Annotated in this window: 23 protein-coding genes and 1 pseudogene; 20 read left to right on the top strand and 4 right to left on the bottom strand. The window is 50.0% G+C overall.

Going from position 1 to position 26979, the window contains the following annotated elements:
• Window positions 1-177: 177 nt before the first annotated feature.
• The 8 genes from EBB_RS20170 (at window position 178) to EBB_RS20135 (ending at window position 8499) form a co-directional block, all read left to right on the top strand.
• Window positions 178-1431 carry a tyrosine-type recombinase/integrase gene (locus tag EBB_RS20170; protein ID WP_192395525.1) on the top strand — a complete coding sequence of 418 codons (1254 nt, stop codon included), beginning with the start codon at window positions 178-180 and terminating at the stop codon, window positions 1429-1431.
• Window positions 1432-2154 (top strand): hypothetical protein, encoded by a 723-nt coding sequence (locus tag EBB_RS20165; RefSeq protein ID WP_192395524.1) that lies wholly within the window; start codon window positions 1432-1434, stop codon window positions 2152-2154.
• Window positions 2155-2252: 98 nt separating this feature from the next.
• Complete coding sequence (locus tag EBB_RS26865) at window positions 2253-2474, top strand: helix-turn-helix transcriptional regulator (RefSeq protein ID WP_192395523.1); 222 nt, start codon at window positions 2253-2255, stop codon at window positions 2472-2474.
• A 38-nt stretch (window positions 2475-2512) separates the two neighbouring features.
• On the top strand, window positions 2513-2740 hold the full coding sequence (locus EBB_RS20155; RefSeq protein WP_192395522.1) for a hypothetical protein: 228 nt from the start codon (window positions 2513-2515) through the stop codon (window positions 2738-2740).
• On the top strand, window positions 2733-3668 hold the full coding sequence (locus EBB_RS20150) for a primase/helicase family protein (RefSeq protein ID WP_192395521.1): 936 nt from the start codon (window positions 2733-2735) through the stop codon (window positions 3666-3668). The genes EBB_RS20155 and EBB_RS20150 overlap by 8 nt, the downstream gene beginning before the upstream one ends.
• Entirely contained in the window at window positions 3655-5637 is a 1983-nt protein-coding gene (locus EBB_RS20145) for a cell wall-binding protein (protein WP_192395520.1), read from the top strand. The genes EBB_RS20150 and EBB_RS20145 overlap by 14 nt, the downstream gene beginning before the upstream one ends.
• Before the next feature lie 880 nt (window positions 5638-6517).
• Window positions 6518-6832, top strand: coding sequence for a hypothetical protein (locus tag EBB_RS20140; protein ID WP_192395519.1), 315 nt, complete (start codon window positions 6518-6520; stop codon window positions 6830-6832).
• A 20-nt stretch (window positions 6833-6852) separates the two neighbouring features.
• Window positions 6853-8499 (top strand): phage tail tape measure protein, encoded by a 1647-nt coding sequence (locus EBB_RS20135; protein ID WP_192395518.1) that lies wholly within the window; start codon window positions 6853-6855, stop codon window positions 8497-8499.
• Window positions 8500-8570: 71 nt separating this feature from the next.
• Here EBB_RS20135 and EBB_RS20130 read toward each other — a convergent pair whose 3' ends face one another.
• Complete coding sequence (locus tag EBB_RS20130; RefSeq protein ID WP_192395517.1) at window positions 8571-9074, bottom strand: PEP-CTERM sorting domain-containing protein; 504 nt, start codon at window positions 9072-9074, stop codon at window positions 8571-8573.
• A gap of 368 nt (window positions 9075-9442) precedes the next feature.
• Here EBB_RS20130 and EBB_RS26090 point away from each other — a divergent pair, with 368 nt between their 5' ends.
• The 8 genes and pseudogenes from EBB_RS26090 to EBB_RS20090 all read left to right on the top strand — a co-directional run bounded on the left by EBB_RS26090 (window position 9443) and on the right by EBB_RS20090 (window position 16539).
• Window positions 9443-10084, top strand: coding sequence for a DUF7673 family protein (locus tag EBB_RS26090; RefSeq protein ID WP_223146881.1), 642 nt, complete (start codon window positions 9443-9445; stop codon window positions 10082-10084).
• Window positions 10081-10584 carry a hypothetical protein gene (locus EBB_RS20120; RefSeq protein ID WP_192395516.1) on the top strand — a complete coding sequence of 168 codons (504 nt, stop codon included), beginning with the start codon at window positions 10081-10083 and terminating at the stop codon, window positions 10582-10584. The genes EBB_RS26090 and EBB_RS20120 overlap by 4 nt, the downstream gene beginning before the upstream one ends.
• Window positions 10581-11222, top strand: coding sequence for a helix-turn-helix domain-containing protein (locus tag EBB_RS20115; RefSeq protein ID WP_192395515.1), 642 nt, complete (start codon window positions 10581-10583; stop codon window positions 11220-11222). Before EBB_RS20120 ends, EBB_RS20115 begins: the two co-directional genes overlap by 4 nt.
• Window positions 11219-11479, top strand: a complete 261-nt coding sequence (locus EBB_RS20110; RefSeq protein ID WP_192395514.1) for a hypothetical protein — start codon at window positions 11219-11221, stop codon at window positions 11477-11479. The genes EBB_RS20115 and EBB_RS20110 overlap by 4 nt, the downstream gene beginning before the upstream one ends.
• A gap of 334 nt (window positions 11480-11813) precedes the next feature.
• Window positions 11814-13613: an ABC transporter transmembrane domain-containing protein gene (locus EBB_RS20105; RefSeq protein WP_192395513.1), complete on the top strand. Its 1800-nt coding sequence runs from the start codon at window positions 11814-11816 to the stop codon at window positions 13611-13613.
• 155 nt (window positions 13614-13768) lie between these two features.
• Entirely contained in the window at window positions 13769-15067 is a 1299-nt protein-coding gene (locus tag EBB_RS20100; RefSeq protein ID WP_225587636.1) for a YihY/virulence factor BrkB family protein, read from the top strand.
• Window positions 15068-15218: 151 nt separating this feature from the next.
• Window positions 15219-15408 (top strand): annotated as a pseudogene (locus EBB_RS20095) (transposase); the annotation flags it as partial.
• A gap of 657 nt (window positions 15409-16065) precedes the next feature.
• A complete protein-coding gene (locus tag EBB_RS20090; protein WP_192395511.1) occupies window positions 16066-16539 on the top strand; it encodes a GNAT family N-acetyltransferase in 474 nt (157 codons plus the stop codon).
• Here the strand turns inward: EBB_RS20090 and EBB_RS20085 are convergent.
• Window positions 16536-17000, bottom strand: coding sequence for an EVE domain-containing protein (locus EBB_RS20085; RefSeq protein ID WP_192395510.1), 465 nt, complete (start codon window positions 16998-17000; stop codon window positions 16536-16538). The genes EBB_RS20090 and EBB_RS20085 overlap by 4 nt on opposite strands.
• A 705-nt stretch (window positions 17001-17705) precedes the next feature.
• On the opposite strand from EBB_RS20085, the gene EBB_RS20080 reads away from it, so the two are divergent.
• The gene (locus EBB_RS20080; RefSeq protein ID WP_192395509.1) at window positions 17706-21233 is read left to right on the top strand and encodes a DUF1631 family protein; all 3528 of its coding nucleotides are present in this window, start codon (window positions 17706-17708) and stop codon (window positions 21231-21233) included.
• Window positions 21234-21261: 28 nt separating this feature from the next.
• Here EBB_RS20080 and dnaQ read toward each other — a convergent pair whose 3' ends face one another.
• Both dnaQ and ppk1 read right to left on the bottom strand, forming a co-directional pair.
• Window positions 21262-21981 carry a DNA polymerase III subunit epsilon gene (dnaQ, locus tag EBB_RS20075; protein ID WP_192395508.1) on the bottom strand — a complete coding sequence of 240 codons (720 nt, stop codon included), beginning with the start codon at window positions 21979-21981 and terminating at the stop codon, window positions 21262-21264.
• An 8-nt stretch (window positions 21982-21989) separates the two neighbouring features.
• Window positions 21990-24059: a polyphosphate kinase 1 gene (gene ppk1, locus EBB_RS20070; RefSeq protein ID WP_192395507.1), complete on the bottom strand. Its 2070-nt coding sequence runs from the start codon at window positions 24057-24059 to the stop codon at window positions 21990-21992.
• Window positions 24060-24185: 126 nt separating this feature from the next.
• Between ppk1 and cysM the strand changes: the two genes are divergently transcribed.
• From cysM to EBB_RS20055, 3 genes are read left to right on the top strand one after another with little or no spacing between them, the layout of a single operon-like run.
• Window positions 24186-25076 (top strand): cysteine synthase CysM, encoded by an 891-nt coding sequence (cysM, locus tag EBB_RS20065; protein ID WP_192395506.1) that lies wholly within the window; start codon window positions 24186-24188, stop codon window positions 25074-25076.
• Between the two features lie 58 nt (window positions 25077-25134).
• Window positions 25135-26457, top strand: coding sequence for a 23S rRNA (uracil(1939)-C(5))-methyltransferase RlmD (gene rlmD / locus EBB_RS20060; protein WP_192395505.1), 1323 nt, complete (start codon window positions 25135-25137; stop codon window positions 26455-26457).
• On the top strand, window positions 26454-26975 hold the full coding sequence (locus EBB_RS20055; RefSeq protein WP_192395504.1) for a L,D-transpeptidase: 522 nt from the start codon (window positions 26454-26456) through the stop codon (window positions 26973-26975). Before rlmD ends, EBB_RS20055 begins: the two co-directional genes overlap by 4 nt.
• Window positions 26976-26979: the final 4 nt, after the last annotated feature.

Raw genomic sequence — 26979 nt, 5'->3', positions numbered from 1 at the left:
TTAGAGAAGTACAAAGACATACAGAAACCCGCAAGCCATAAGGCTTAGCGGGTTTTTTATTGTCTAAAGAAGTGCAACGAAATGCAGTGACATACACCGCAAACAGTGACACGTTTAGTGATACGGAGTAAATTTACGGCCAACCGTATCACTCTCGTATCACTCCGGTGTCACTCAATGGCTAAGAATCTCAACAAAGACACGGTCTACAGGGCAGCTAAGCCTAAAGACAAGGACTACACCATCAATGACGGCGAATGCTTGACGTTGTTGGTCAAGGCCAACGGTTCAAAGCTCTGGCGTTTCATCTATCGATTTAAAGGTAAGCAGAATAGGCTAGGCTTTGGATCGTATCCGGAAACCTCCCTGGAAAGCGCCAGGCGCAAAGCTGAGATTGCCCGCGAACAGATTGCCAATGACATAGACCCCGGCGAAATTCGCAAGCAAGAAAAGGCCGACACCCAACAAACTGTTGAAACTCAGAACCGCCTAGATGCCGGCCTGCCAATAATCAACAGCTTCGAATATGTTACTCGCGAATGGTTAGCCTCAAACGCCCACACCGTCCGCGACATTACCCACCAAAAGAAACTCCGCCGCTTTGAGCTGTATGTTTTCCCGGCGATTGGCCAAATGCCGATTGGCGATGTGAAGTCACCGGATGTTTTTGCAATCATCAGGCCGCTGATCATCAAAAACCAACTGGAGACCGCCCATCGGGTCAGGTCGGACATAAGCGGCGCTTTTGCTTATGCCATCGCCCACGGTTTTACCGATTACGATCCCGCCCAGGCGGTTGGCGCCCAGATCCCCGCCCAGAAAGTCACCCACAATGCCGCGATTACCGACCCCAAGGCAGTGGGCCAGTTATTGCGGGACATTACCCACTACCAAGGCACCTTTGTTGTGCAAACTGCGCTCAGGCTTTCGCCCTATCTGTTCCAGCGACCCGGCGAGATTCGGCAAATGGAGTGGAAAGACCTTGATCTTGCGGCCGGCGAGTGGCGTTACTTCGTCACTAAAACCGAAGTGCAACACATTGTCCCGCTATCGCGCCAAGCGGTGGAGATATTGGAAGCCATCAAGCCGTTAACCGGTGTTGGCCAGTATGTGTTCCCGTCTAGCCGTGGCGATGGCCGGCCCATGTCCGATGGCACCGTGCGCACGGCGTTGAAAACACTAGGCTACGAAAAAGACGTGATGAGCGCCCACGGGTTCAGAACCACGGCGTCTACCTTACTCAACGAACAAGGCTGGTCGCCGGATGCGATCGAGCGGCAACTATGCCACATGCCCAAGGATCAAGTCCGCGCGGCCTATAACCGGGCGCAATATTTGGAAGAACGGCGGCGGATGATGCAGAGCTGGGCGGATTATTTGGATGGCTTAAAGGCGGGGGCTGATGTTATCCCGTTTAAGCGGGTGGTTTAGATGAAAAGTGATGAGTTCGAACAGCGTTTGTTGGAGCTTAAAACAATTTATGAAAAACAAAATCGATCAAGGGTGGCTTTGCGCGAAGCTTTTGGTCTTTGTACCCAAAACTGTATTCCATTGCCGGAATGGGTGGTATATGGCCTGGAGCATGTGCTTGGTTGTTCTGATATTGACGATAAGCTTTCTGAACTGGGACAAATTTATTCTTCCGGTCATTTAGGGGCTATAGCCGATGCGGTTTCGTTATGCTACCAATCAAGTCAACCAATTCCGCATTGGGTTCATTCTGGATTGAGGACGCTTCTATATTCACTATCGGCCAATAAACAGGAGTTTATTAAAGGCTGGTTGAGTTGGGGTAAAAGGTATCGCAAAGATATGGAAAACAAGCAAATTTACGACACCTTTAAAATTTTTATGGAAGAAGGATTTTTGACAAGGGATCACGCGTTTCTAGTTTCTGGTGTTGAGTATTTTCAGGAAATCCCGGACGGTTTGGATTCAAGTGAATTAAAGTATCTTGACGGCGAGAAGCTCGCTTTTAAGATTGAAAATATTTGTAAAAAAGTTGAACGGGAAATAAAAAAAAGTCCATATCGCTATCGCATGTTAATGACCTTGAGGCTTAGAAAACTCCCGGTATTTAAAAATCATGAACTTTATCGTTATATCCAAGATGTGGTTTCTACAAGCAAACCAAAGAGGAAAAAGACGCAATAATCTAATTAGGGGTAAATTTTACATTGGTTTTTTACCCCTGATGCCGTTGTTAGACAAATTAGGATTTCACCGTACAACTAAAGACGGAGAAATTCAAAGTGATAAATCTACCCGAAACCGGCTATCTGCGTTTACCGCAAATTGTCGGCAATTCCAAAGCAAACCCGCCCATCCCCGCGATCATTCCAATTGGTCGTTCAACATGGTGGAAGGGTGTCAAAGATGGCATTTACCCTGCACCCGTTAAGTTAGGGCCGCGCACTACTGTCTGGCGTGTTGAAGACATTCGCGGTTTTATAGAAAGAACCGGGGGTGCTTAATGCCGGCCAAAAAAGCCCCTCAAACCGAACTTACCAAAATGCGAAGCGCCATTGCGGCGGCTGAGGCTGAAACCGCCACGGAATGTCGAATTAAGTCTGCCATCGCAGCCGAAGCGGCGAAAATTCCAGGTTCATCGCGCAACCAGTGTCGCAAGTTAATTGATGCGCTGGGCTGTCTGTTTCTGGAGTTGGCAATCGAAATGCTTGAGCCGGTCGCCTGTCCGTATTGCGGAAACCAGGATGTTCAAGGCGGTAGCCATGATTAGCGCCCATTCGATTATCGATCAATTCAAAGCTGCGATGCTGGAAGCCGGCATCGAACCGCCGACCACCATCCAAGCCGATGGTGTGTTGCATCGCTTCCACATTGCCGGCCGCAAGTCTGGCAGCCTGGACGGCGCTTATAACCTACATCTTGACGGCGCAAAACCGGCCGGTTACTTCGAGGATTTCAAAGCCGGCATCAAAACTACCTGGAAAGCCGACGGACCGGCCAAGGCATTGACGCCGAACGAACGCGCGGAACAGGACGCGGCACGCCGCCGGCGCGAAGCGGAACTGGCTGCCAAGCATAACAAGGTGGCCGCCAGCGCCCGCCGTGAATACCGCAAGGCACAAGCCTGGCCGTTCGAGCCGACCGGCTACATGCAGCGTAAGCAATTGCCGAGTGCGCACTGTGCCAAACGCGGTCGATTCGATAGGCGGGTTCGTTGTGTCGATGGCTCGGTTCGCCGCCTGATCGTCGATGACGTGTTGCTGGTGCCGGTTCTGGATCGTGGCGAACGTATCCGCAACATTCAATACATCTTCGACAAAACGCCGCCAGAACTGGGTAGGGATAAAACATTTCTGGCCGGCGGCGAGTTGTCCGGTTGCTTTTGCCGGATCGGCGCACCATCAGAAACGGTATTTATAACGGAAGGTTTCGCCGATGCGGTTTGCCTGCACTACGACACCGCTTGCCGTGTGTATATCGCTTTTTCCGCCGGGAACATGCCTGCGGTGGCGTTGATCGTCCGCAAAATGCATCCGGAAGCCTTGATTATAGTTTGCCGAGATAACGACGCCGTGGGCATCCGTAAGGGCGACGAAGCGGCAGCGCTGGTCGATGGCACCGTTTACGCGCCACCGTTCGGCAAGGACTACAACGACAGCTTTATTGAGCAAAGGAGGCTGGAACGTGAGCGAGGATAAGAAAACCAAAGTCGTTGAGATTGCAAAAGCCGCCAAGAAACCCAGCTCCCAAAAGCCCACTGGCGATGGTGGTAGAGGGAGCGGCGGCGGACGCTCAACCCCGCCGGAAAAGTTCGGCGAGTACTTGATAAAAAACGGCGCGTTTCATCAATCCCGCGCGGTCAAGGCCGGTCCTGATGGGTCTGGCTTTGTGGAATTCCCCCTGTGTGATTTTACCTGCTCGATTAAGGAGGAAGTCACCGCCGAAGATGGCTTAAACGATGCGTCGTTTCTGCGGATCGAGGGCCGCCGTAGTGATGGTTTACCGTTACCGGCTGCCGATGTGCCGGCTAAGTCGTTTTATTCGTCGCAAGCCTGCTGGCCGAACGAGGCTTGGGGTAGTCGGGTCTTTGTTTATCCAGGTACCGCCAAACGCGACAACCTACGCGCCGCCGTGCATCAATACAGCCGCTTATCGGCTGACATTCCGCGCCGCGTGGTCTACAAGTTCACCGGCTGGAAAAAGATCGATGGTACTTGGCATTATTTGACCGGCTCGGGGGCTATCACTGCCGCCGGTCTGATTGATGGCGTTCAAGTCGATTTAGGGCCAGGCAACATGGGCCGTTATGCCCTGCCGGTAGCCTTGGCCGGCGATGATTTGAAACAAGCGGTGGCCGATGCGCTGCTGTTGCTCGAGGTGGCGCCCAGTAGGCCGCATATCGGCGCCGCTCTGTTGGCGGCGGTGGCGCGTGCGCCGCTGGGCGAATGTCAGCATACTGATTTTGCTATCTGGCTGCACGGTTTAACCGGTTCCCGCAAATCGGCGCTGGCCGCTATTGCCCAGGCGTTTTATGGCGACTTCACCGCCCGCAGCTTTCCGGCTGGGTGGGCTGATTCTGCGAACGATATGGAAGCTAAAAGCCATCAGGCCAAGGATGGCATCTTTTCGGCAGATGATTTCAAACCTTCCGTTAACCGCGTCGAAGCCGAAAAACAACACGCGATGGCCGAACGTATTATCCGTGGCACCGGGAATGGCGCGGGACGTGGCCGCCGCACTGCCAATATGCAGGCACAAGCCGCGCCGTTCAATCGCTCTATGCTGTTGGTCACGGCGGAAGACTTGCCGCGCGGCGTATCCTTACTCGGCCGGCTGTTGGTGCTGGAATTAGGTCGGGCCGACGTGGATAACCCCACGCTCAGCAAACTACAGCACGCCGCACAGGCCGGGCGATTTGCTGGGCTGATGTCTGCGTACCTTCGGTGGCTGGCGCCGCGCTTGGATCTATTGAAAGCCGAATTTCCCAAAGTGGTTGAACAATTGCGCAATGCGGCCATTCGCGACGGCTTCGCCAGCAGTCACCCGCGCGCCCCTGAGATTTATAGCAACCTGTTAGCAGGCGCCGAAACCTTTCTGGAGTTTCTGGAAGACGCCGGCACGCTGACCAGCGAACAAACCAACATCGTGTTGGCTGAGCTAGAGAGCTGCTTAAAGCAAGCATTCAGCGAACAAGGTGCGTATCAAACCGAACAAGACGAAGTCGAACGGTTCTTGCAACTGTTGCGGGCCGCGTTCAGCTCGGGGAATGGCCACATTGCCACCGTTATCAAACAGGGGCCACCGCTTACCAGGCCATATAGCTGGGGTTGGCGGACTTCAGGCAAAGATTTGAATGGTGATGATCTATACAAGCCGATGGGCGACTGTTGCGGCTGGTATGCCGAACCCAGGGACGCACAACCGCCCGAGGTATGGCTGGAGCCGAACACCGCCTTCAAGATCATCCAAGAATTTGCCCGCCATCAAGGCGATAGTTTTTTGATTTCTGCCGGCTCTTTATGGCGTCGGATGGCTGAGCGGGGATTGTTGTTAAAGATGGAGCGCGATAGCACTCGCAGTAAACCAAGGCCAACAGTTCCGCGTGGTGTAGCCGGTCGCACGGTACGAGTCTTGGTATTGTCTGCCGATTTGGTCGAGTCTGGTTGATTCCCCGCACCCGTAATCGATTACGCCATAGGGTAGCGGTGGCTGTTTCGTTTGCCTCATTAACCCGTCAAGCCGGAAAAAACTAATAATGAGTATATGTAAAAAGTGGGGTGTTTGGGGTGGAAAATAGCTTAAAGCCTTATTTGCCAAGGCTTACAAGGCAACCCCAATTGTTTAGAGGTTGGGGTAGATCACCCCAATAGTTGGGGTGGCGCTCTTGGTCGTCTTAAGTTGGTAATGTTCGCTTTGAATCCGCCCACCCCAATATCACGTAAATAAATGGGGTAGCACACCCCATTTTTTCATGTGGTGCGGTAGCTTGAAAGCTGTGCTGGACGTGGCCTGTAGCCATATCCACCCCAATTACCCCAGCTTCTTACACAAGGGTATAGAGAAAATGTTTTTACAGTCACTCGCCGAGGTGATCAGACCCAAGCCCCCCGGGGGTATTAAAAGTCTGGGACTTACCCACCGTAGACCCGTTCGCAAGCAAGATATTTTGTGCAAAGTTTTTCAATTGAAAAAGCCCACGGTCAGCAAGTTATACACATGCCTGTTTGCGTAGAAAGCGGGTGATTTAGGCCCCTAAATAGGGGGGCGTTAAAACTCTGGGGTTAATGCCCTTAGACCGGTTGCAATTCGCTATGTGCAGCGCCGCGAAATTCGGGAGGGGGGTATATCGACAGTAATTGGCAATTAGGCCTCTTTCTTTGTGGATAACTTAGTAAGTCCACCCGCCGCCACCCGCTTGGCGTTTCATCAATGGGCGCGGGTTTGTCGTCTTGATCCCTTGCCATAAATAAACATAAGTTATTTATTTATAAGTATTTTTATGATATTTTGTTTATGTGTTTTTCGCCACTATTAAGGAGTTTAGATTATGAAAAACATCGGTTATTCAATCGTTGACCATGATGGTCGATTGTTGTCCCGTTTGGATATAAAACAGACAGACGCCGGCCATGAGCTGGACGTAGCCTTCGAGCGTGATTTCCGGCAAGTGTTGAGCGTTAAAAAACTCACCAGCGCCAGGGACACGCACCACATGCTTAATCAAATCTTCCCCGGCCGGCCTTTCATTGTTGTGCAAATCAGCCAACGGCGCGGCCGGTATGTAGTCGATGTGCCTAGCGAAGATCGCCCGGCCTGGATCGCCAAAGCCATCGAAAGCCTCGGTGGCGTCTTCATCGCCTGAATGCAGGCAAGGAAATCATTATGTCGAAAGACTTTGAGTTAAAAGCCCTTATCACCGCCGTTGACAAGTTATCGCCGACGTTAAGGGTCATGAGTAAAAATCTCAATGTGTTCAGGCGTCAGCTTAATTTAGTGGGTCAGGGAGCGCCGTTGTTCGGTGCTGGATTCGCCGCATCGCTGGCAATGCCGGCCAGGGCCTTTGCTGAGTTTGAAAGTGCCGGCGTAGCCTTGCAAAACACGCTGATGAATAAAAACGGCGTGGCTGCGGGTTTTGAGGCTTTGAATAAAGTCGCCGTTGAACTGGGCAACAAGCTGCCGGGCAATACTGCGGATTTTCAGCGCATGGCCACAGTGATGAAAGCTAACAGCATGGACACCAACACGCTGATCAACGGCGGCTTAAAAGCGGCGGCTTATTTGGGTGTCGCAACCAAGGAACTGGGCGAGACTTACGACAGTTCGGCACTGGGGATTGCGAAAATATCCAACGTCTTTGGTGTTGCCAACCAGGATTTTGTCGCCCTGGCGGACACCATGCAACGCGCCCGCCATATCGGTGTTGGGTTTGAAGATTTCACATCGGCCATGTCCAAAGCCGGCGGCCCGTTGAAAGCCTTAAAAGTGCAGGGCATTGAGGTAGCCAACGCCCTGGCACCGATGGTGGCTTTACTGACTCAAGCCGGTATCGATCCCAGCGAGGCCGGAACCGGCGTTAAGGAAATGATTTCCGCTGCGGCCAGAGTCGGCAAGTTCACCACGGTGGAAAACTTGGTGAAAGACATCGAGAAAATGGCAAAACTTAATCCCGCCAAACTGTTTTCGACGTTTGAGAAGACCTTCGGCAAAGAGCATGCTTCCAAAGCCATGGTATTGGCGGCCGGTGGTTACGGGGACATGGTGAAAAAGTTTGCCGATCAGGGCGATGTGTACCAACGAGTCAATAACTCGTTAGGCACGCTATCCAACACGGTAGATACGCTGAGCGGGACTTTAGAAAACATGCAGGCCAGGCTGGGCGGTACGTATGCACCCCAGCTCAAGCAGTTGAGCGGCGGATTGACGGAGGCAGCGGAAAAAATGGCCGGGTTCATCAATGATCATCCGCAGGCCGTTATGACAATGATTAAGACGGCCGGTGCGCTTGTCGGCTTAAAGGTGGCGGCTTGGGGTTTGGCCGGTGGCATTGGGGTTTTGAATACCGCCATGAAAATGAATCCGCTGATGATTCTTGCCCAAGCGGCCGTTGTGGCCGCGCCGCTGATCATTGATAACTGGGACACAATCGTCGGGAGGTTCAAAAGCGGCATTGCCAATATTGTCGACTTCTTTAAGCCGCTGAAAGAAATGCTGCAATACATGGTTGATTGGGTGACGGATAACGAGTTTTTGCGATTCATTGGCAGTATTCCGCAATACTTTGGTGAATCGGTGATGAAAGCTTTGCCTAAGCTTCCGGATTTAAGTGTCCAGGGCAGCGGCGACATGCGTCCGCCAGGCTTCCACAAACAAAGCCTGTTAGGCGCTGGCAATGGCGCCGTTTCCGTCAAGGTCAGCTTTGAAAACGCCCCTTCGGGCTTGCGGGTCGCACCGGTACAAACTAGCGGTATTGCCCAAGCCAAGCCGGTCAATGTTGGTTACCGCACCGTCGGGACCAATTACGGCATCTAAAGCCGCAACTGTTCAACCAAGCCGTCGGCAGTGTGCCGTCGGCTTTTTTGCAATTAATATGGAGGATTGAGTTACTTTCTTCTTGATGCAATAAAACCGAAGATACCAGAGGCTAGCAGTGCAATGGAGGTTGGTTCTGGTACTTGGCTAATGGTAGTTTGATAACCGAACCACTGGTGTCCAGTTCTCCCATCGTTTACAGCGTAATTATAGCTAGGGAGGTTAGTTACATTTGGGAGGCCGTTATTACCCGTCAACATAAAAAAAGCGAACAATCCAGAAAAGTCCTTAAAAATGGCTGCACCAACTGTTGGGGTCGAAGTCAGGAACAGATTGGAGTCCCATGAAAATGACGGCGAGACAAGATTTACAGAGGGGGTGCTACTGTAATCGTTGTATTCTTCGTATGCTTGAATACTGGTTACAGAATTGGTTGATGTATCCCATGAGAAATCGAATATGAAGTGATTGCCAACTCCGTCATTGCCAATTTCAGTATATTTAACAGATGCCGCGTTAGTTAAGAGTGGAAAGGTCGTTAATGCAGCCAGCAGAATAGTATTGATTTTTTTCATGGTTTTCGTCCCTGAATGATTAAAATATGCTCTTAATACCATGAATAAGCCTGCATGTTTGTTATGGCTTTATGACATGTAATACATTCTTCCTGCTCATGAGGGCTAGGTAGAGCAACGCGAAACCCTACAAATGCTTTTTAATAACCAAGTTTCTTTGGTTTCAAACTATCCCGCTTTCGCGTTATCGTTAGACCATCGCTGTTTTGCCCCATGCTACGGAGCAGGGCACAAAATAGGGCACATCCCGAAAAACGTTTTTCAAATCTAATGAGTAGCGGGAGTTAGTTGAAAAAACACTCGTCTCGATAATCAACAAGCCGCGGCATTCAAAAAATAATTGACATTCCCGCCACTAGGCGAGCAGAATGAAACCGTCAGTCAACACACTGACACCGGGCGTCGAAACTCGGAAAGGTCAAGGCGAAATTCGCCGCATTCATCGCGGCTTTTTTATGCCCAAAATTTGCGTAGCATCGCTACGTCTACATTATGGCGGACTGTCTGGGCAGCGTACGGCGCTGGCCGGATCCTTGACCCGGTTTTCGACCCCATTCAGTCCGTCGCCCAATAGCGTCGAAACTATCGGCGGCGGTTTACTTATCTGTCAAGGAGTAACCGTTATGAATACGTCCGCTCGGGGCAAAATCCGCCCAATCAACACCCAACCAAACCACGCCGTTAACGATTTTTTCCGGCAAATAGCCGAACTGGACGCTGAGCGCCAAGCAGTTACCGCAACGGGCCTGCCGGCGCTGATCAGATTGTCCGCCGTTGCCGACCGCGACACCGGCCAGGCCGGTACCGTGCGCCGCTTTCTGCTGGGGCTGTATAACGGCTACCGCTTTCCCTTCAATTTAGTCACCTTGCGTGGCCTGGATAAAGACCTGTTCGACGATTGCATGGCGGTGCTGGCCCTGGATGCCAGAGCCACGGCGAAAGAGATCCATCATTACCTGGACAACGGCGACACCTGTTTTCAGCGTTGGGCGCAAGGAGGTGCGCAATGAGCCAGCAAACCGATTCTGCTCGTATCGAGCAACAAACGGCCTTGGTCAACTCTTTAACTCAAGCCTTTGGAGATGTTATCAACGGCCATGGTGAGGCTGTTAAGCAAGCCCAGCAAGGTGAATTGTCGGCTGATGCCTTACATCATCTGATCGATGCCAACGTCCGCATGGTGGATGCTGCTCAGTGGGCGCTGCAGGTCATATTGGCTGATTCGAAAATGTCTTGGAAAAATGCCCGGTTTGTGACGCTAAGCAGCAGTGATCGAAACGCGCTGGACAGCTATACGAAAAGCATCACCACGGCGGCCACTGCCGTCGCCAGTTGTTCTTCGCTGTTGTTTAAGTTTCTGCTCGATGACGATTGCGGCGATGAAATTCCAGACGAAGTAAAGTCTAACTATATCCGGAGCGGCCTGCTGGATTCGATTATGGTGGCTTCAAATAAGGTGTTGGATCTTGCTGATTCGCTTGGTAATCAAATCCAGGGTGGTGCAAGATGAGTAATGAATATTTGAACGCCGCTTTCCAGGTGCGCTTGATGGGCGCGTCCAAAGCGGTGCTGGTTGCGTTGGCGGATCGTGCCAACAAGGCCGGCTACTGTAGCCCGTCGCTGGAGGATATTGCACTACGGGCCGGCTGTTCACGGCGTAGTGCCATGCGGGCCATTGGCGAGCTGGAGGCGCTGGGGCTGCTGGTTGTGGTGCGGGAGACTGGCCGGCCAAACCGGTACCTGTTGATGGTTGAAAAGTTTTCAACAACCGATGACACCCTGTCACCGGATTTTTCAGACTTTTCAACAGCCAGTGACAATGTGTCACCGCAAAAAGTTATCCACACCGGTGCCACTGTGTCAAAAACCCGTGACATTTCAGCAAAAAGCAGTGACACCACGTCACCCAAACCATATAACCCAAATAACCATAACGCGCAGGTGCGCGAGGTTGGCGCTGTCCACACCCGGCATTTGCCAAAGCAGCCGGCCAGGCCACCGAGCCAGCAGTCGGTGCAAGCATACGGGCGCGGTTCGCCGCCGACTTTGCGGAAAAAGCCGCGTTCCAGTGCTGTCGCTGTTCGCGAATTAACCCACGTCCGAGCCTTTCTGCTCGATGCCGCAACGCCTACCGGAGCCAAATCATGACCACAACAGCAATCAATTTTGAACACCGCATACCATGGGGCAGCGACGAACAGTTGCAGACCTTTCGCATTGAGGATGCCGGCATAGCATCGCTAGCAAGAGCAAAAGCGGTCGCCGAGTTGCTGGAAACAGCGGCAGCCTGGGACGAGGGCTTGAGTCATGTGACTGTGCGTGCCGCCGCGGAAGTAATCAGGCTGGAACTCAGTGACGCGGCTTTGTTGGCGAAAATTTGTGCTGAGCGAGAATCTACCAACTGAGTCGCGCCGGCGAAGAAAATCACCGTGACGCGCTAGGTGCTGATACAATCCGCGCCGTTTCTGAATCCATCCGCGCGGAATAGGGGCGGCGGTAATTGAATTTCGGTGGGCAAAACTCGAAGTAGTGACACGGTTAGTGATACGTTCGCAATGCGCTATAAATAAGTTTTTATAAAACAATGCATTGCATTTCATATCGATTCCGACCCTCGTACCATCTACTCTTCCAGAGTAGTCCAAAGAAATTTAAAAACCCGCTAGCCGAAAGGCTTAGCGGGTTTTTTATTTTTAAGCGATTCATTTTCGCGCCAAGGTTCCCGCACGAGGTATTGATATGCCTGTCTCCCGTTCTAAGCAAACCGTTTCCTCTCGCAAAATATCTACATTAAAGGCTTTATGGCCGTTTATCCGTCCTTATCGGGCCAGAATGCTTCTGGCTTTTTGCTTGTTGTGCCTAGGGTCAGCGACAATTTTATTAGCGCCTTTGGCATTTCGTGACCTGATTGATTTTGGATTTGGGCAGCGGCAGGCTGAGCAAGGCGGTTTGCTGGGTTCGCTGAGTATGGATGGACACTTTTTGGCTCTATTTGGCTTGGCCTGCCTGTGGGCGGTGACGATAGCGGCACGTTATTATACGGTCAGTTGGGTTGGCGAACGGGTGACGGCGGACTTGCGCAGCGCGGTTTACGAACGGGTTTTGGCACAGTCGCCGCAATTTTTCGAAACTTTGCAAACCGGGGAAGTGCTATCAAGACTGACCGGCGATACCACGTTGATCCAGACTGTGGTGGGCAGTTCTATATCCATGGGTTTGCGCAGTTTATTTCAGTTTGTCGGTGGCATGATCATGCTGGCGGTCACCAGCCTGCATCTGTTCTCGCTGATATTAGGGCTGATGATCTTGCTGACTTTGCCGATTTTGGCAATGGGCCGGAAAGTAAAAAAACTGTCGCGGGAGTCGCAGGATAAAATTGCCGATGCCTCGGCGCTGGCTGGCGAGATTCTCAATGCCGTGCCTACCGTGCAAGCCTATACCCAGGAACGCCGCGAAGCAAAGCGCTTTAGCGAGCGTGCCGAAATCAGTTTCCTCACCGCTGTCCGCCGCAGCCGATTTCGTTCCGCATTGACGGTCATCGTCATCACGGCCGTGATGGGTTCCATCATTTTTGTGTTGTGGATAGGCGCCAATCAGGTCAACGCCGGTGTCATGACCGGCGGACAACTGGCTTCCTTCGTACTCTATGCCACGCTGGTGTCCAGCGGGGTTAGCACCATAGCCGAGGTCTGGGGCGATGTAATGCGGGCGACCGGCGCAACCGGGCGCTTGCTGGAATTGCTACATGCCGAACCGGCGATAGTCGATACTGCCACACCTCAGCCTTTGGTAAATGGCGATAAAGCGGCAATTGAATTTCAGCAAGTGAGCTTCAGTTACCCCTCGCGCTTGCAAACTGCCGCACTGGACAGAATCGATTTAAGTATATCGGCAGGGGAGAGCGTCGCTTTTATCGGCCCGTCCGGCGCCGGCAAGACAACGTTGTTCCAATTGTTGTTGCGTTTTTACGATGTAACGCACGGCAACATCCGCCTGAACGGTCAGGATATTCGCGACCTATCTTTGCAGGAACTGCGCAGCAAAATTGCCATCGTGCCGCAAGATGCGGTGATTTTCTCGACCTCAGCATTGGAGAATATTCGTTACGGCCGGCCCGACGCCAGCGACGTGGAAGTCATTGCGGCCGGGCAATTGGCGCAGGTGGCGGAATTTATAGAGCGCTTGCCCGATGGCTACCAAACCTTTCTTGGCGAGCGCGGTACGCGTTTATCCGGCGGTCAAAGACAGCGTATCGCCATCGCCCGGGCTATTCTGAAAAATGCTCCGCTGTTATTGCTGGACGAAGCTACCAGCGCGCTGGATGCGGAATCGGAAGTATTGGTGCAGCAGGGTTTAAATGCCGCCATGCAGGGTCGTACTACCTTGATTATCGCCCACCGTTTGGTCACCGTGAATAAGGTCAGCCGCATCGTAGTGTTGGATCAAGGCCGTATTGTCGAAACCGGCTCGCCCGAGGATTTACGCAAACAAAGCGGACTATATGCCAGGCTGGCAAACCTACAGTTCGATGTGCAATAAACTTGCACAAGTCTAATGCCTGACGCGAACCTATTGCGGTAGGTGAAGACGTATTGCCATCAACTTAGCTTTTTCAATTTATACTGTCAGCGGAGAAGGGATTCTATTTTTGTAGCTACCGCCACCTGCCAAGTCCAGCCATGCACCACAAATTAATGACATTTGTCCGAGACGATATTTGGCTGTTGCACGAGCAAGATCTGCCTTATGTTCAAGAAAAACTAATCAAGTATTTAAAAATCGTTATTTTGTCCTGGCAAAGTTTCAGCCTGGATCTTTGTCAGCTACGCGCCTCCGCTTTAACCTTGTACAGCATTTTGTCGATAGTGCCGGTCATTGCCATGTTGTTTGGTATTGCCAAGGGCTTTGGTTTTGAAACCATGCTGGAGCAAGAGCTGTTGCAGCGTATGCCGGAGCGAGATGCGCTAGTGGTGCAGCTAATCGGCTTTGCCAAAAACCTGTTGGAAAGCGCTAAGGGTGAAGTGGTGGCCGGGATAGGGATTGTGGTGCTGTTTTGGACCGTCATCAGCTTGATAGGTAATATAGAAGAATCGTTTAACTACATCTGGAAAATCGACAAAAGCCGGTCGTTGGGCCGCAAATTTAGTGATTATTTGTCGTTGATGTTGTTGGCGCCGGTGCTGCTGATCGCCGCCAGCAGCATCACTGTCTTTGTTGGTACGCAAATCACTTGGTTTATTACCGTCATTCAATTGCCGGCGTTTGCTAGTTGGTTGGTAGTGAAGGCGCTGAGTTTGTCGCCGGTCTTGCTGATGACCGCTTTGTTTTCTTTCACGTTTATTTTTATGCCTAACCATAAAATAAGCTTTCACGCCGGCATTCTAGCCGGTGTGGTGACGGGGCTTAGCTATCACCTTTTGCAATGGGCGTATTTGAGCTTACAGATCGGCGTGTCGAGTTATAACGCCATTTACGGCAGCTTTGCGGCGCTGCCGTTATTTGTAGTTTGGCTGCAAAGCTGCTGGATGATCGTATTGTTTGGTTGCGAGATGGCGTTTTTTACCCAAAACTATCCAACTTATCGCAACAACAGCCGCTTTGTGAATTTGAGTTTTGCTATGAAAAAGCTTGTGGCCCTGCAAGTTATGCATCTGATAGTCAAAAACTTTAGTCAATTGCATGCGCCTTTAAGTGCCGCCGAAATTGCCGGTAAGCTGGCTATACCGATTGCGATTATTCAGGATGTGCTGGCGAAATTATTGCTGAGCCGCCTAATTGCCGTGCTGAAAGAGCCTGAAGACAGCGACGAGGTCTATCTGCCGGCCTTAGATATTCATATCCTGACCATCAGCTTTGTGATCAATGCGCTGGAGCAATGCGGGCAAAACCAGTTGCCGGAAAGCAATCAGCAGCCGCTGCTGATCGACGCGGTCGAAAGCTTCAAGAGTTTGATAGAAGCATCCGAGCGTAATCAGCTACTAAAAGACATTTGAAAGAGTCGGTAGAATTAGGCACTTTGAGTTTTAACCAAAAATGAGAAATCCCCCGGCTCTGCCGGGGAGACAGCAGGCGATTGATATTTAGAGGAGTCCATCAGGAAACTCGAGAACGTGAGCCGCCAAGCAAACGCAAGAGGAGAACCTGATGGACGAGAACAAGAGCTTGAGCCACTCGAAATGGGAGTGCAAATATCACGTTGTGTTTATTCCGAAGTGCCGTCGCCGAACGTTGTATAGGGGGTTGCGCAAGCATTTGGGAGAGGTGTTCTGAAGGCTAGCTGGCAAGCCAGAAAGAAAGCCGAATATTGGAAGGGCATTTGATGCCGGATAATGTGCAATAAATGCTCCGGTGCTCGGCGCGGCATACAGGGAAACACCGTCGCTGTGTAGCAGATGTTTATTGGTTATTTATAAAATTCCTTACGCATCAGCGAGATTGTCATTTCGGCATACCCGACAATGCCGAAATTCAGGGAGCGTCGATAACTCGAAGCTTGCCATCCATGACACTGGATGCCCGTTCCCGGCGGCCTAACAGATTTTTTGGTGGGATGCTAGCAGGAAATTTTAGTCATCGGGAGGGTTTTGGTCCCATATTTTGCCCCCGAGCATCGCAGTATTTTACAGGATCAGCCCGATAGGGGAGTGGCAGGGAGAGCCTGCCCCGCTTTTTCGGGCATGCCGCTCGCTGGCGAAGGGGCAGGAAGCCCCTTTCGCCAACCCCTGCAAAAAACTGTGAAGCGCAGGATCAGGGCAAAATCCGGGTGTCTTTTTCTTTTGGATACTTTTCTTTGGACAAGCACAAATTCGCTTGGAGCGAATTTGAACAGCCGACAGGCTGGCCCGAAGTGCGAAAACCAAGGATGGTTTTCGTAGCGAAAAGTATCGCTGTTGTCGGTTCGCGAACCGACATTAAATCGAACCGTCGCGATAGCGACACCAATTGTCATACTCAGATTCAATGGGGTCCCGCTATTCCGCAGATACAAACAATGACCATCATCAACCTCTCCCAAGAACCCCACCAAATCCCAACCCTAGCCCAATGGCACCATGCCGAGTGGGCCGACCTCAATCCCGGCCAAACATTGGAACAGCGCATCAAAAAAATGCAGGCCTATTTGAGCGACAAATTGATCCCCAGCACGTTTATTTACAAGCATGAAAGCCAGCTAGCCGGCTCGGCAGCCATCATACACAACGACATGGATACTCGCCCGGAGCTGACGCCCTGGCTGGCCAGCGTTTATGTGGCGCCTGAATACCGCCTGCAGGGCATAGGCGCAAAGTTGGTACGGCACGTCATGCGGCAAACCCAGGCAGCCGGTTTGGCAAAACTCTATCTGTTTACACCGGATCAGGCGGATTTTTATGCAAAACTTGGCTGGACTACGATGGCCCAAGAAGTTTATCGCGGCCACCGCGTCACACTGATGAGCGTGACGCTAAATCTTTGGGAAGACTAGGCGTTTTCCAAACCGAGAATAAATGCCCATTGCTCGGCATTCACCGGCATGATGGACAGCCGATTCCCGCGGCGCAGCAAAGCCAGATCGGCCAGTTCGGGTTTCAGTTTCAGTTCGCGCAGGCTGATATTTCGTGATAGTTTTCTGACGAACTTGACATCGACCATGTACCAAGAGGGCTTATCCGGATTGCTTTTCGGATCGAAGTGCTTGTCGTCCGGGTCGAACGCGGTAAAGTCAGGATAGGATTCGCGCACCACTTGCATAATGCCGACGATACCCGGTTCATCACAGTTTGAATGGTAAAAAAATACCTGATCGCCGATTTTCATGTCGTCGCGCATCATGTTTCGGGCTTGATAGTTGCGAACACCGTCCCAATGCTCGGTTTGGTCGGGTCGATTAAACAAGTCGTCTATACCGAAGGTGTCGGGTTCTGATTTCATCAGCCAGTAATTCATAGTTTTTCAGTTTGCGAGTTATTTTCAGGTTTTTCATTTATCCCAAACTCAGACGCAATCAGCAAGCAAAATCGCGCAAAACATTGGCCAAAAACACCGGTAGTGTCGTGAGCCCTTGATGCTGTTGAACTATAGACTCTGGCGAGACTCAAGTAACCATTGAAACTAGGTTTTTTGTGCGCTAAATATTCGCCCGAACTGGTCTAAACTTGACATCCAGCCGGGACCGCGCCAAAGCCTAACGTGGTATAGTATCCACACCAGTATTGTCGTTAGATAGATGGTGCTTAAAATAAATACATTTCCGCTTCGTTAAATAATGTCAATTAGTCTATTTACGGAGTTTACAACGGCCTTGTTTAAAGAATACGGTCGGTGTCTATTATTACGGTAGTTTTTTCCTATTTCATCTGATTTATGTCTGCTAGTATTAAAAAAAGCAAAAGACGTCGCTATATTAGGTATGCGATTGATCTAAACGCTTTATTGATAATCGACCAAACTGATACACTGGAATGCCGTATTCTGGATTTTTGTAGCGGTGGATTTTATCTGGTTTTTGATAAAACTCATCCGCAGATTTTATTACATAAAAATATAAAAATCCATTTTTCTATTCAATTGGAATTTTAGCTAAAAACTTTTGAAGTAGATGCACAAATAACGCATATCGGCACGACGGGAGTAGGACTTGTCACCGAACAGATGCCCGCCACTACGTTTAATGCTTTAAGAAAAATAGCCAGTGTTGGATCGCTGGGCTCAACGTATGACAATTTAGACACTTCACCAGACAATTTAAATCAAGAAAATTATAAAAACACATTTAAACAATTTCTAATAGAGAGCTTGCCTTTATTAATCGATAGGTTTTTCGACTCGCTCGGCGATTCTATGCAGTCTGCGAACGCGCATTCTGAGTTTTTTTCCAGTCCGTCAGCTTTTGATGACTTAATTACGACGCTAAAGCTGAATAGAGAGATTATTAGTAGCGAGTTTTGTTGTTCTGTTATATATCAGGTTGATTATATTTCCAGTGACGGCGAAAAAAGCTCAGATGCTTTATATCATGATTCGCTTTCATTGATCGAAAAAGACGACTTTGAAGACTGGTTGAATATGTCAGCCACTATCAGAAAGCTTAAAAACTATTTTGACGACGAGCTTAATCTGTTAGTTAGAGAATTATGCAGAGTGTTCGGTGTATTTGATAATGCGATCAATAATCCAATTGGTCCAGCGGTTTTATGTGACAGTTTTAGGGAAATATTCTTACAGCTTGAGCTGGGGAGCAATATAAAAAAGGCAATTTATAATTACTTCGAAAAAACCTTAATAATCGAATTACCGAATTTTTATAAGCAAGCAACTGCGACTTTAGCTAAATTTGAATCCGCGCGATTAAAAATGCCGGTTCATAGCAAGCAAAGCGGCCCCAGTTTTGATACAAAAAATAGCGATAAACAGCAAGTTTATTTCAATGATTATTTGGATGCGGAACCGATTTCCGTTCACAAAGCTATTCAACCCTTAAGCCAGGTTACAGGAAAATTACTTAACCTGTTAACTGAAACAATGGGCGTATCTACGGATACTCAGCGCGAGGAAAATACCCTGCCTGTCAATAATGTCAAGCAAGTATTTGACCCAGCGGAAGTTTTATCTGCGATTGCGAAAATCCAAAAAGATATTACCGCTAAATCGGGCCTTCATTTAGATACCACAACACTGCAAAAAAGCCTTACCGATAAATTACAAGCTGATAATCCGGAGGCAAAATCGTTGGCCGCGAACGATGTTCAGCGCCTTGAGCTGTATGGCAGGTTTTTTGATGCATTGTTCGGTGAGCTTGAATTTTCTAAAGACATTAAAGATTATTTGGAAAGTATTCATTTACCTTTATTGTCATTGCCCATGCAAGGTAATGATTTTCTGGATTCCGAGTCGCATCCTGCCCGCAAAATACTGAATCAACTGGCTGTTCTGGAACCTGCGATTAAAAGTAATCGGGTAATCAAAAATACTAATATAAAAAATACTGTAGAAAAGGCTATCGCGCGGATTTCCGCCGAGTCCATTAGCAATCCTAACGTCTTCACGGAAGTCGAGCATGAATTGGATAGCGTCACTAAGCAATTGACAAAATCCAATGAAACCAACGTCAAACGTATAATAGAGCCCTACGAAGGCCAACAAAAATTGGAAGCGGCAAGGCTGACTATCCAGCAGGAAGTTGATAAGCGTATAGCCGGCCGCTCTGTACCATCGATTATTCCCACGCTGCTTGGCGCTGGATGGCAAGACCTGTTAGTGATTGCCGAATTAAATAAGGAAGCTAAGCCTGAAGAAAAAGCCTCTTATCTCAAAGTGATTGACGATTTACTATTTTGGCTTTATGAACAGGATTCGTTTCTAAATATGCAGTCGGTCAGCATTCATACCACACTCAAATTTATCGAAGAGAATCTAGGCACAGTTTGTCCTAACTTATTCAAACGCGATAATGTTATTGAAGAATTATTTGCTTTACTGGTAGGTAGTGGTGTGCCAAAAGTTAGGAAGCCGATGGACACCGTCAGAATTCCCGCGCCTAAATCCATGCAGGACATTATAGAATCTGAATGGGCAGCACAAGTTGCACAATTGCAGGTGGGCGAATGGCTGATAATCTATAGAGGCTCCGAAGGTTTTGAACCGATGAAACTGGTCTGGATAGGGGGTATTTTACCAATTTGCGTTTTTGTTAATCGCGATGGACTAACTAAGTTAGAATTTAATAAGAGCGAATTGGCATTACTTTTGGAAAATGGCGGCGCGAATAGAATAGAAAGCCTGGATGTGCCTTTAATGGATCGCGCGACCAACCAAATGTTGCAAAACATGCATAGCAAATTGATTTATAACGCTACGCATGATGCGGAAACCGACTTACTCACCAAAGACGAGTTTGTTAAACAGCTAAAAGTCGAGCTTGTTAAACTCGACAGTACCGGCCATATATTGGGCCATATAGAGGTTTTGGACTTTCGCGTCATTACCAACGTTTGTGGTGTGACTGGCGGCAAACAATTCTTAAAAACCCTCACTCATTTAATCAGCGAGCAGTTGCGTGATGGCGATTTATTCGCGCGAATTGGTGATAAATCGTTCGCGGTGCTGCTAAAAAATTGCGGAGCGCAAACTGCTTATGAGTTATCCAAAAAACTGTTAAAAGTCATTAGTGAATCGCGGTTTCAATGGCAAGATAAAAGCTATACCATCGGTGTGAGTATCGGTTTGGTGCCATTCGAACAGAACAATTTTGATGTTAACGAGTTGTTGCAAAATGCCGATACCGCCAGCATGTCGGCAGAGCGTTCCGGTCCGAATAATGTTTTGCTTTTTACGCATGATGACGAGAATTTAAAACGTCAAAATAAAATATACGAATGGATAGGCAATATTGACAAAGTGTTCTCTGAGAATAGGTTATTTTTACGGTGCCAAATGATTACTGCGGTCGATGAGACCAGTGCCAGTCATCAACATTATGAAATTCTGCTCGGCATTAAAGACGAAAACGATAATATTATTCCGCCCGATCATTTCATACCTGCCGTGGAACGCTGTAAGCGTATGCCGGAAATCGATCAATGGGTAATTACCAATGTGCTTATGTGGATTGAAAATAATAGGCATTATTTCGATCATATTGATGGGTTTGCGATCAATTTGTCCGGACAATCTATTAACAGCGAAGAATTTTTAGGCTTTCTTAAAGGGATATTGGAATCAACCAGCGTGCCCACAAATAAACTGACGTTCGAAGTCACGGAAACGGTTGCAGCGGAAAGTTTTTATTTAACAAATAGTTTCATCAAGGCCATCAAACAGTTTAATTGCAAATTTTCTTTGGATGATTTCGGGTCAGGCTATTCGTCGTATTCCTACCTGAAGAACTTGAATATCGATTATCTGAAAATAGACGGGGCTTTTGTCAAAGACATATTAAATGATAAAGCCGATGTTGCCATCGTCAAATCCATGAATGAAATCGCCCATTCCTTGGGCTTGACGACCATCGCTGAATACGTCGAAAGCGCTGAGATTAGAGAGGTTTTAAAAACCATAGGTGTCGATTATGCGCAAGGTTACGGCGTGCATAAACCAATGCCGCTTAGCGAGTTAGTCATCGAACCACCGCCGATTACACCGCTTTTTTCATTTGAAGACACTGAATTCTGGGGGTTTTAAAAGCAGGGTGTCTAAAAAATTAGCCACATTACTGTTGCCACAAACAATTGCCGCTGACTTTGGCTATTTTCGCCAAGCGCTGTTGGTGCGCCAGTTCTTCCTCGCTACTGCAAGCAATGATTTTTAATGGCGCTCTGTCGGCCGATAGTCTAACGATAGCCTGTTCGCCGCCATTGCCGGTGTGATCGCCTTCATCCAGCAAGGAAGCTTGGCCTCCGGTCATCAATAAATAGACATCCGCCAGGATTTCAGCGTCGAGTAAAGCGCCATGCAATTCGCGGTGACTGTTGTCTATGCCGTAGCGTTTACACAACGCATCCAAACTGTTTCGCGCGCCGGGGTGTTTTTTTCGGGCGTACGCCAAGGTATCGAACACGGTGCTGTTGGTTTCTACGCGGCGTTTTTCGCCGGCTAACAGCGCCAATTCGTGATTCAAAAAGCCGACGTCAAACGGTGCGTTGTGAATAATCAGCTCGGCGCCCTGAGTAAAGCGCATAAAGTCTTCGACCACATTGGCGAAGCGCGGCTTATCTTTTAAAAATTCGTTGGTGATGCCATGCACTTCGATGGCGCCGGCATCGATTTCCCGATCCGGATTCAGATAGACGTGAAAATGATTACGGGTCAAACGGCGGTTAATCAGTTCCACGCAGCCGATTTCGATAATCTTATGACCTTCCTTGGGGTTGATGCCGGTGGTTTCGGTATCGAGTACTACTTGCCGGATTTGGCGGGGTTGTTGACTCATGGCTTATCCTATCCGCAAAACGCTTTGAGCAGTTCGGTCTGCACTTGATAAATGGGCTGATTGTCGGCGCGCAAATGCCGGTACTGGCCGTCGCTTTGCAATTGCCAGGCTTGGGCATTGTCTCTGAGATACGCATCCAGATCGTTAAGAATCCGTTCCGCAATTCGCTTGTCGGCGATAGGGAAACAGACCTCCACGCGACGGAACATATTGCGGTTCATCAAGTCGGCACTGGAGGCATAGACCGCCCAGTCGCCGCCGTTGCAAAACGCATAAATACGGGTATGTTCCAGGAAGCGGCCGACAATAGAACGTACTTCGATATTTTCAGAAACACCCGGCACACCCGGACGTAAACAACAGACGCCGCGCACGATCATCTTGATTTCCACGCCGGCTTGCGATGCGCGGTACAGGGCTTGAATCGCTTGTTCCTCAACGACGGCATTGACCTTGATAATAATCCTGGCCGGCTTACCTTTTTTGGCGTTCTCGATTTCCCTGTCGATCATCTTCATGATCCCGTGGTGCAAAGTGAACGGCGATTGCAGCAGCTTATTCAGTTTGCTCACCTTGCCTAAACTGGTCAATTGCATGAATACCCGGCGCACGTCTTCACCCAGTTCTTTTTCGCAGGTAAACAATCCGTAATCAGTATAAAGCCGAGCCGTTTTAGGATGGTAGTTGCCGGTGCCCAGATGCACGTAATTGCGCAATGTGCTGCCTTCCTTGCGCAAGACCATGCACATTTTAGCGTGGGTTTTATACCCTACTACGCCGTACACCACGTGAGCCGCGGCTTCTTGCAATTTAGCTGCCAAACCGATATTGTCTTTTTCATCGAAACGCGCCCGCAGTTCGATGACCACGGTCACTTCCTTGCCGGCGCGGGCGGCTTTGATCAAGGCCGCTACGATAGGCGAGTCCACGCCGGTCCGGTACAAGGTTTGTTTGATGGCTAATACATCCGGATCGGCAGCAGCCTGGCGAATGAAATCCACTACCGGCGAGAATGACTCGTACGGATGATGTAACAAAATATCTTGTTTGCGGATACTGGCAAAAATATCCTTATTGCGCCCTAGCGCTGGCGGCACGCTGGATTTGAACGGCGTAAATTTAAGATCGGGCCGTTCGACCATGCTCAAAATGGTTTGCATCCGGCTTAAATTGACCGGACCGTTGGCTAAAAATAGTCGGTCAGGTTTTAAATCAAAACGCGCTAACAAGAAATTCACAGTTTCTTCGGGACAATTGCCGTCGATTTCCAGGCGCACTTCATCGCCGTAATTGCGCATCGCCAATTCGCCTTCCACCGCCAGCATTAAGTCGTCGATCGCGTCGTCGTCGACAAAAAAATCGCTATTGCGGGTAACCCGGAACTGATAACAGCCCTTGACCATCATGCCGTTGAACAACTCGTTGACGAACGCGTGAATTATGGAGGACAGAAACACAAAATCGTAAGGTCCGCTGTCAGTCTCAGTAACAGGTAATTGCACGATGCGGGGCAGGGCGCGCGGCGCCTGCAAAATCGCCCGGCCGCTGTTACGTCCAAATGCGTCTTTGCCGGTCAGGGAGATGATGAAATTTAAACTCTTATTCAAAATCCGCGGAAACGGGTGGGCGGAATCGAGCCCTACCGGGGTCAGAATCGGCAACAGCTCTTCGTTGAAGTATTTTTCCAGCCAGGCTTTTTGCGCCGGACTCCAGCGGTCGCGCCGCAGGAAGCGGATATTTTCGGCCTCCATACAGGGGATCAGTACTTCGTTAAGCACCCGATATTGCTCGGCAACCAATTCGTGCGCTTTGATCGAGATTTTGTCGAATTGCTCGTTAATGGTTAAGCCGTCGGAACTGACCAGATTGGGGTCCATTTCCGCCATTTGTATCAAGCTGGCGACACGTACTTCGTAAAACTCATCCAGATTGGAACAAGAAATGCATAAGTAATTCAGCCGTTCCAACAACGGCAGCGTTTCGTCCAGGGCTTGTGCGAGCACCCGAAAGTTGAACTCCAATAAGCTGTGTTCGCGGTTGATATAAAGCTCGGGACTATTTAGATCGATGGATTCCATGTCGGCTGCTGGTTTGATTGGTGTCAGTCGATTATAAATGAAATTTTTTCGCCTTGGGTTACAGCGGCGCTTGAGGGCTGGAACTTGCTATAATCGCCGCCGTAAACTTAATCGGACGTTAAAGTCATGAACTTTCCAACCATAGAATCTTTTGTCGGAAATACGCCATTGGTGCGTTTGCAACGCCTGCCTGTCGCCGGCGGCAATACTATTTTGGTGAAACTGGAAGGTAACAATCCGGCTGGTTCGGTTAAAGACCGTCCAGCTTTAAGCATGATTCAACACGCCGAAGCGCGCGGCGAGATCAAACCAGGCGACCGCTTGATCGAAGCCACCAGCGGCAATACCGGCATTGCATTGGCGATGGCTGCTGCGATTAAGGGTTATAAGATGACCTTGATCATGCCGGACAATATGAGCTCAGAACGCATAGCTTCTATGAAAGCCTACGGCGCGGAGATCATCTTAACGCCGGCCAAAGCCAGCATGGAAGGCGCTATCGATTTGGCAAGAGCCATGGAAGCGCGCGGCGAGGGGCGGATTCTGGATCAATTCGCCAACCCCGATAATCCCTTGGCGCATTACGAAGGCACCGGCCCGGAAATCTGGCGCGACACGCACGGTAAAATTACGCACTTCGTCAGTTCGATGGGTACTACCGGTACCATTATGGGTACGTCGCGGTATTTGAAAGAGCAAAATCCCGCCGTTCAAATCATCGGTGTACAACCGGAAGGCGACTCGAAAATCCCTGGCATTCGCCGTTGGCCGAAAGAATATTTACCCAAGATATACGATTCGGTGCGGGTGGATAGCATCATTGAAGTCAATCAGCTGAATGCGGAAAACACCACGCGAGCCTTGGCGGCGCAAGAGGGCATCTTTGCCGGGGTATCCTCAGGCGGCGCGGTTTACGCGGCTTTGCAATTGTCCCAACAAGTTGAAAATGCCTTGATCGTGGCGATAGTTTGCGATCGGGGCGACCGCTATTTATCCACCGGCATTTTTCCAACCTAAACAACGCAGCGTCATATTGGGTTACACCGCGCTAACCCAACCCACCCAATCGAGCACAATGGCCCACAAGAAAAAACTCCCGTTAGATCCCGTCACCGTTACCATAGAATCTTTGTCTCACGATGGCCGTGGCGTCAGCCACGTCAACGGCAAAGTCGTATTCATCGACGAAGCCTTGCCCGGCGAAACCCTGGAATTTGTCTACACCGACAGTCGTAAAGACTATGCGGAAGGCAAAGTAGTCAATCTGATAAGCCGGTCTGAACACCGAGTTGAACCGGCTTGTCCGCATTTCGGTAGTTGCGGCGGCTGCAGTTTTCAACATGTTGATGACGCCGAACAGATTAACTTTAAAGAGGATTTACTGCGCGATCAGTTCCGCCGCATCGGCAAAATTGAAATTCCGCAAATTTGGGAGGCGCTGACCGGCCCGCATTGGGGTTATCGCAGCAAGGCCCGGATGGGCGTGAAATGGGTAGCCAAAAAGAATAGGGTGTTGGTGGGCTTTCGGGAACGGCGCAATCCGTTTCTGGCTGAACTCGATAGCTGCAAAGTGATGAACCCCATCGTCGGCGAAAAGCTGATTGCCTTGGGTGAGATGATTGCCGGCCTGACCGTAAAAGACAAAATTCCGCAAATCGAAGTCGCGATTGGCGATAAGGAATGCGTACTGGCGTTTCGGGTACTGGAGCCGCCAACCGATGCCGATAAACAAAGGCTGCGCGAATTTGCCCATCAGCATCAGTTGAGTATTTGTCTGCAACCTAAAGGCCCGGACACCATCGTGCCTTTGGACGGCGAGCCGGAAGTCATTCCGAGTTATGCTCTAGCCGAACAAGGCGTTAAGTTCAATTTCCGTCCGGCGATGTTTACTCAGGTCAATTACCAGATCAATCAGAAAATGGTGACGCGGGCCTTGGCGGCGCTGGAACTGACTAAGGACGACAGGGTACTGGATTTATTCTGCGGCTTGGGTAATTTCACGCTGCCTTTAGCAACCCTGGCTGGACAGGTCGTCGGCGTGGAAGGCGACTTGCCGCTGGTCAAGCACGCCCGCGAAAACGCTAAGTTGAATAATCTCGACAACGTAGAGTTTCATGTCGCCGATTTGACCAAGGACTTGAAAGACCAACCCTGGTCCAAGCAAAAATTTACCAAGGTGCTGCTGGACCCTTCCCGGGCCGGTGCGTCGGAAGTGTTACACAACTTGAAACACTGGCAGCCAGAGCGCATCGTTTATGTATCCTGCAACCCATCGACCTTGGCCCGCGATGCCGGGATTTTGGTGAACGAACTCGGTTACAAACTGGTCAAGGCCGGCGTGATGGACATGTTTCCGCAAACCGCGCATGTCGAATCGATAGCCTTGTTTGTGAAATGATTCCGGGTTCTGCGGCAACGCAGCGCTATAACTTTGCAGCACCTTATTTGGACATCTCCATTGCCGAGCAGCGCCTGCGCTTAGTAGACGGCAGCGAGGTGTTAGCCGAGTATCCGGTTTCTACCGCTAAAAACGGCCCAGGCGAAAAAAAGGGCAGCTACTGCACACCGACCGGCTGGCATAAAATCCGCGCCAAAATCGGTGCCGGCTTGCCGATCAACAGTGTACTGGCAGGTCGTCGGCCAACCGGCGAAATCTACACGCCGGAATTAGCCGCGCAGCATCCGCAACGCGACTGGATTCTCAGCCGCATCCTGTGGTTGGGCGGTCTGGAACCGGGCAAAAACCGCTACGGGGATGTCGACAGCACCTGGCGCTACATTTATATCCACGGCACGCCGGACGAATTGATGCAAGGCAAGCCGGAATCGCATGGTTGTATTCGCATGCGTAACGCCGATCTAATCAGCTTGTTCGAGCAGGTTGCCCTGGGTTGCCGAGTGTGGATTCATGAATAATCAG

The organism is Methylomonas fluvii (assembly GCF_014850975.1).
Lineage (GTDB): Bacteria > Pseudomonadota > Gammaproteobacteria > Methylococcales > Methylomonadaceae > Methylomonas > Methylomonas fluvii.
The sequence above is the reverse complement of the archived record's forward strand: the minus strand, read 5'-3'. Positions and strand labels throughout refer to the sequence as shown.

What these genes read in the sequence shown, in the direction of transcription:
- EBB_RS20170 (WP_192395525.1), top strand. Translation starts at nt 178, where the DNA reads ATGGCTAAGAATCTCAACAAAGACACGGTCTACAGGGCAGCTAAGCCT.
- EBB_RS20165 (WP_192395524.1), top strand. Translation starts at nt 1,432, where the DNA reads ATGAAAAGTGATGAGTTCGAACAGCGTTTGTTGGAGCTTAAAACAATT.
- EBB_RS20155 (WP_192395522.1), top strand. Translation starts at nt 2,513, where the DNA reads ATGCGAAGCGCCATTGCGGCGGCTGAGGCTGAAACCGCCACGGAATGT.
- EBB_RS20150 (WP_192395521.1), top strand. Translation starts at nt 2,733, where the DNA reads ATGATTAGCGCCCATTCGATTATCGATCAATTCAAAGCTGCGATGCTG.
- EBB_RS20140 (WP_192395519.1), top strand. Translation starts at nt 6,518, where the DNA reads ATGAAAAACATCGGTTATTCAATCGTTGACCATGATGGTCGATTGTTG.
- EBB_RS20135 (WP_192395518.1), top strand. Translation starts at nt 6,853, where the DNA reads ATGTCGAAAGACTTTGAGTTAAAAGCCCTTATCACCGCCGTTGACAAG.
- EBB_RS20130 (WP_192395517.1), bottom strand. Translation starts at nt 9,074, where the DNA reads ATGAAAAAAATCAATACTATTCTGCTGGCTGCATTAACGACCTTTCCA.
- EBB_RS26090 (WP_223146881.1), top strand. Translation starts at nt 9,443, where the DNA reads ATGAAACCGTCAGTCAACACACTGACACCGGGCGTCGAAACTCGGAAA.
- EBB_RS20120 (WP_192395516.1), top strand. Translation starts at nt 10,081, where the DNA reads ATGAGCCAGCAAACCGATTCTGCTCGTATCGAGCAACAAACGGCCTTG.
- EBB_RS20115 (WP_192395515.1), top strand. Translation starts at nt 10,581, where the DNA reads ATGAGTAATGAATATTTGAACGCCGCTTTCCAGGTGCGCTTGATGGGC.
- EBB_RS20110 (WP_192395514.1), top strand. Translation starts at nt 11,219, where the DNA reads ATGACCACAACAGCAATCAATTTTGAACACCGCATACCATGGGGCAGC.
- EBB_RS20105 (WP_192395513.1), top strand. Translation starts at nt 11,814, where the DNA reads ATGCCTGTCTCCCGTTCTAAGCAAACCGTTTCCTCTCGCAAAATATCT.
- EBB_RS20100 (WP_225587636.1), top strand. Translation starts at nt 13,769, where the DNA reads ATGACATTTGTCCGAGACGATATTTGGCTGTTGCACGAGCAAGATCTG.
- EBB_RS20090 (WP_192395511.1), top strand. Translation starts at nt 16,066, where the DNA reads ATGACCATCATCAACCTCTCCCAAGAACCCCACCAAATCCCAACCCTA.
- EBB_RS20085 (WP_192395510.1), bottom strand. Translation starts at nt 17,000, where the DNA reads ATGAATTACTGGCTGATGAAATCAGAACCCGACACCTTCGGTATAGAC.
- EBB_RS20080 (WP_192395509.1), top strand. Translation starts at nt 17,706, where the DNA reads ATGCCCGCCACTACGTTTAATGCTTTAAGAAAAATAGCCAGTGTTGGA.
- dnaQ (WP_192395508.1), bottom strand. Translation starts at nt 21,981, where the DNA reads ATGAGTCAACAACCCCGCCAAATCCGGCAAGTAGTACTCGATACCGAA.
- ppk1 (WP_192395507.1), bottom strand. Translation starts at nt 24,059, where the DNA reads ATGGAATCCATCGATCTAAATAGTCCCGAGCTTTATATCAACCGCGAA.
- cysM (WP_192395506.1), top strand. Translation starts at nt 24,186, where the DNA reads ATGAACTTTCCAACCATAGAATCTTTTGTCGGAAATACGCCATTGGTG.
- rlmD (WP_192395505.1), top strand. Translation starts at nt 25,135, where the DNA reads ATGGCCCACAAGAAAAAACTCCCGTTAGATCCCGTCACCGTTACCATA.
- EBB_RS20055 (WP_192395504.1), top strand. Translation starts at nt 26,454, where the DNA reads ATGATTCCGGGTTCTGCGGCAACGCAGCGCTATAACTTTGCAGCACCT.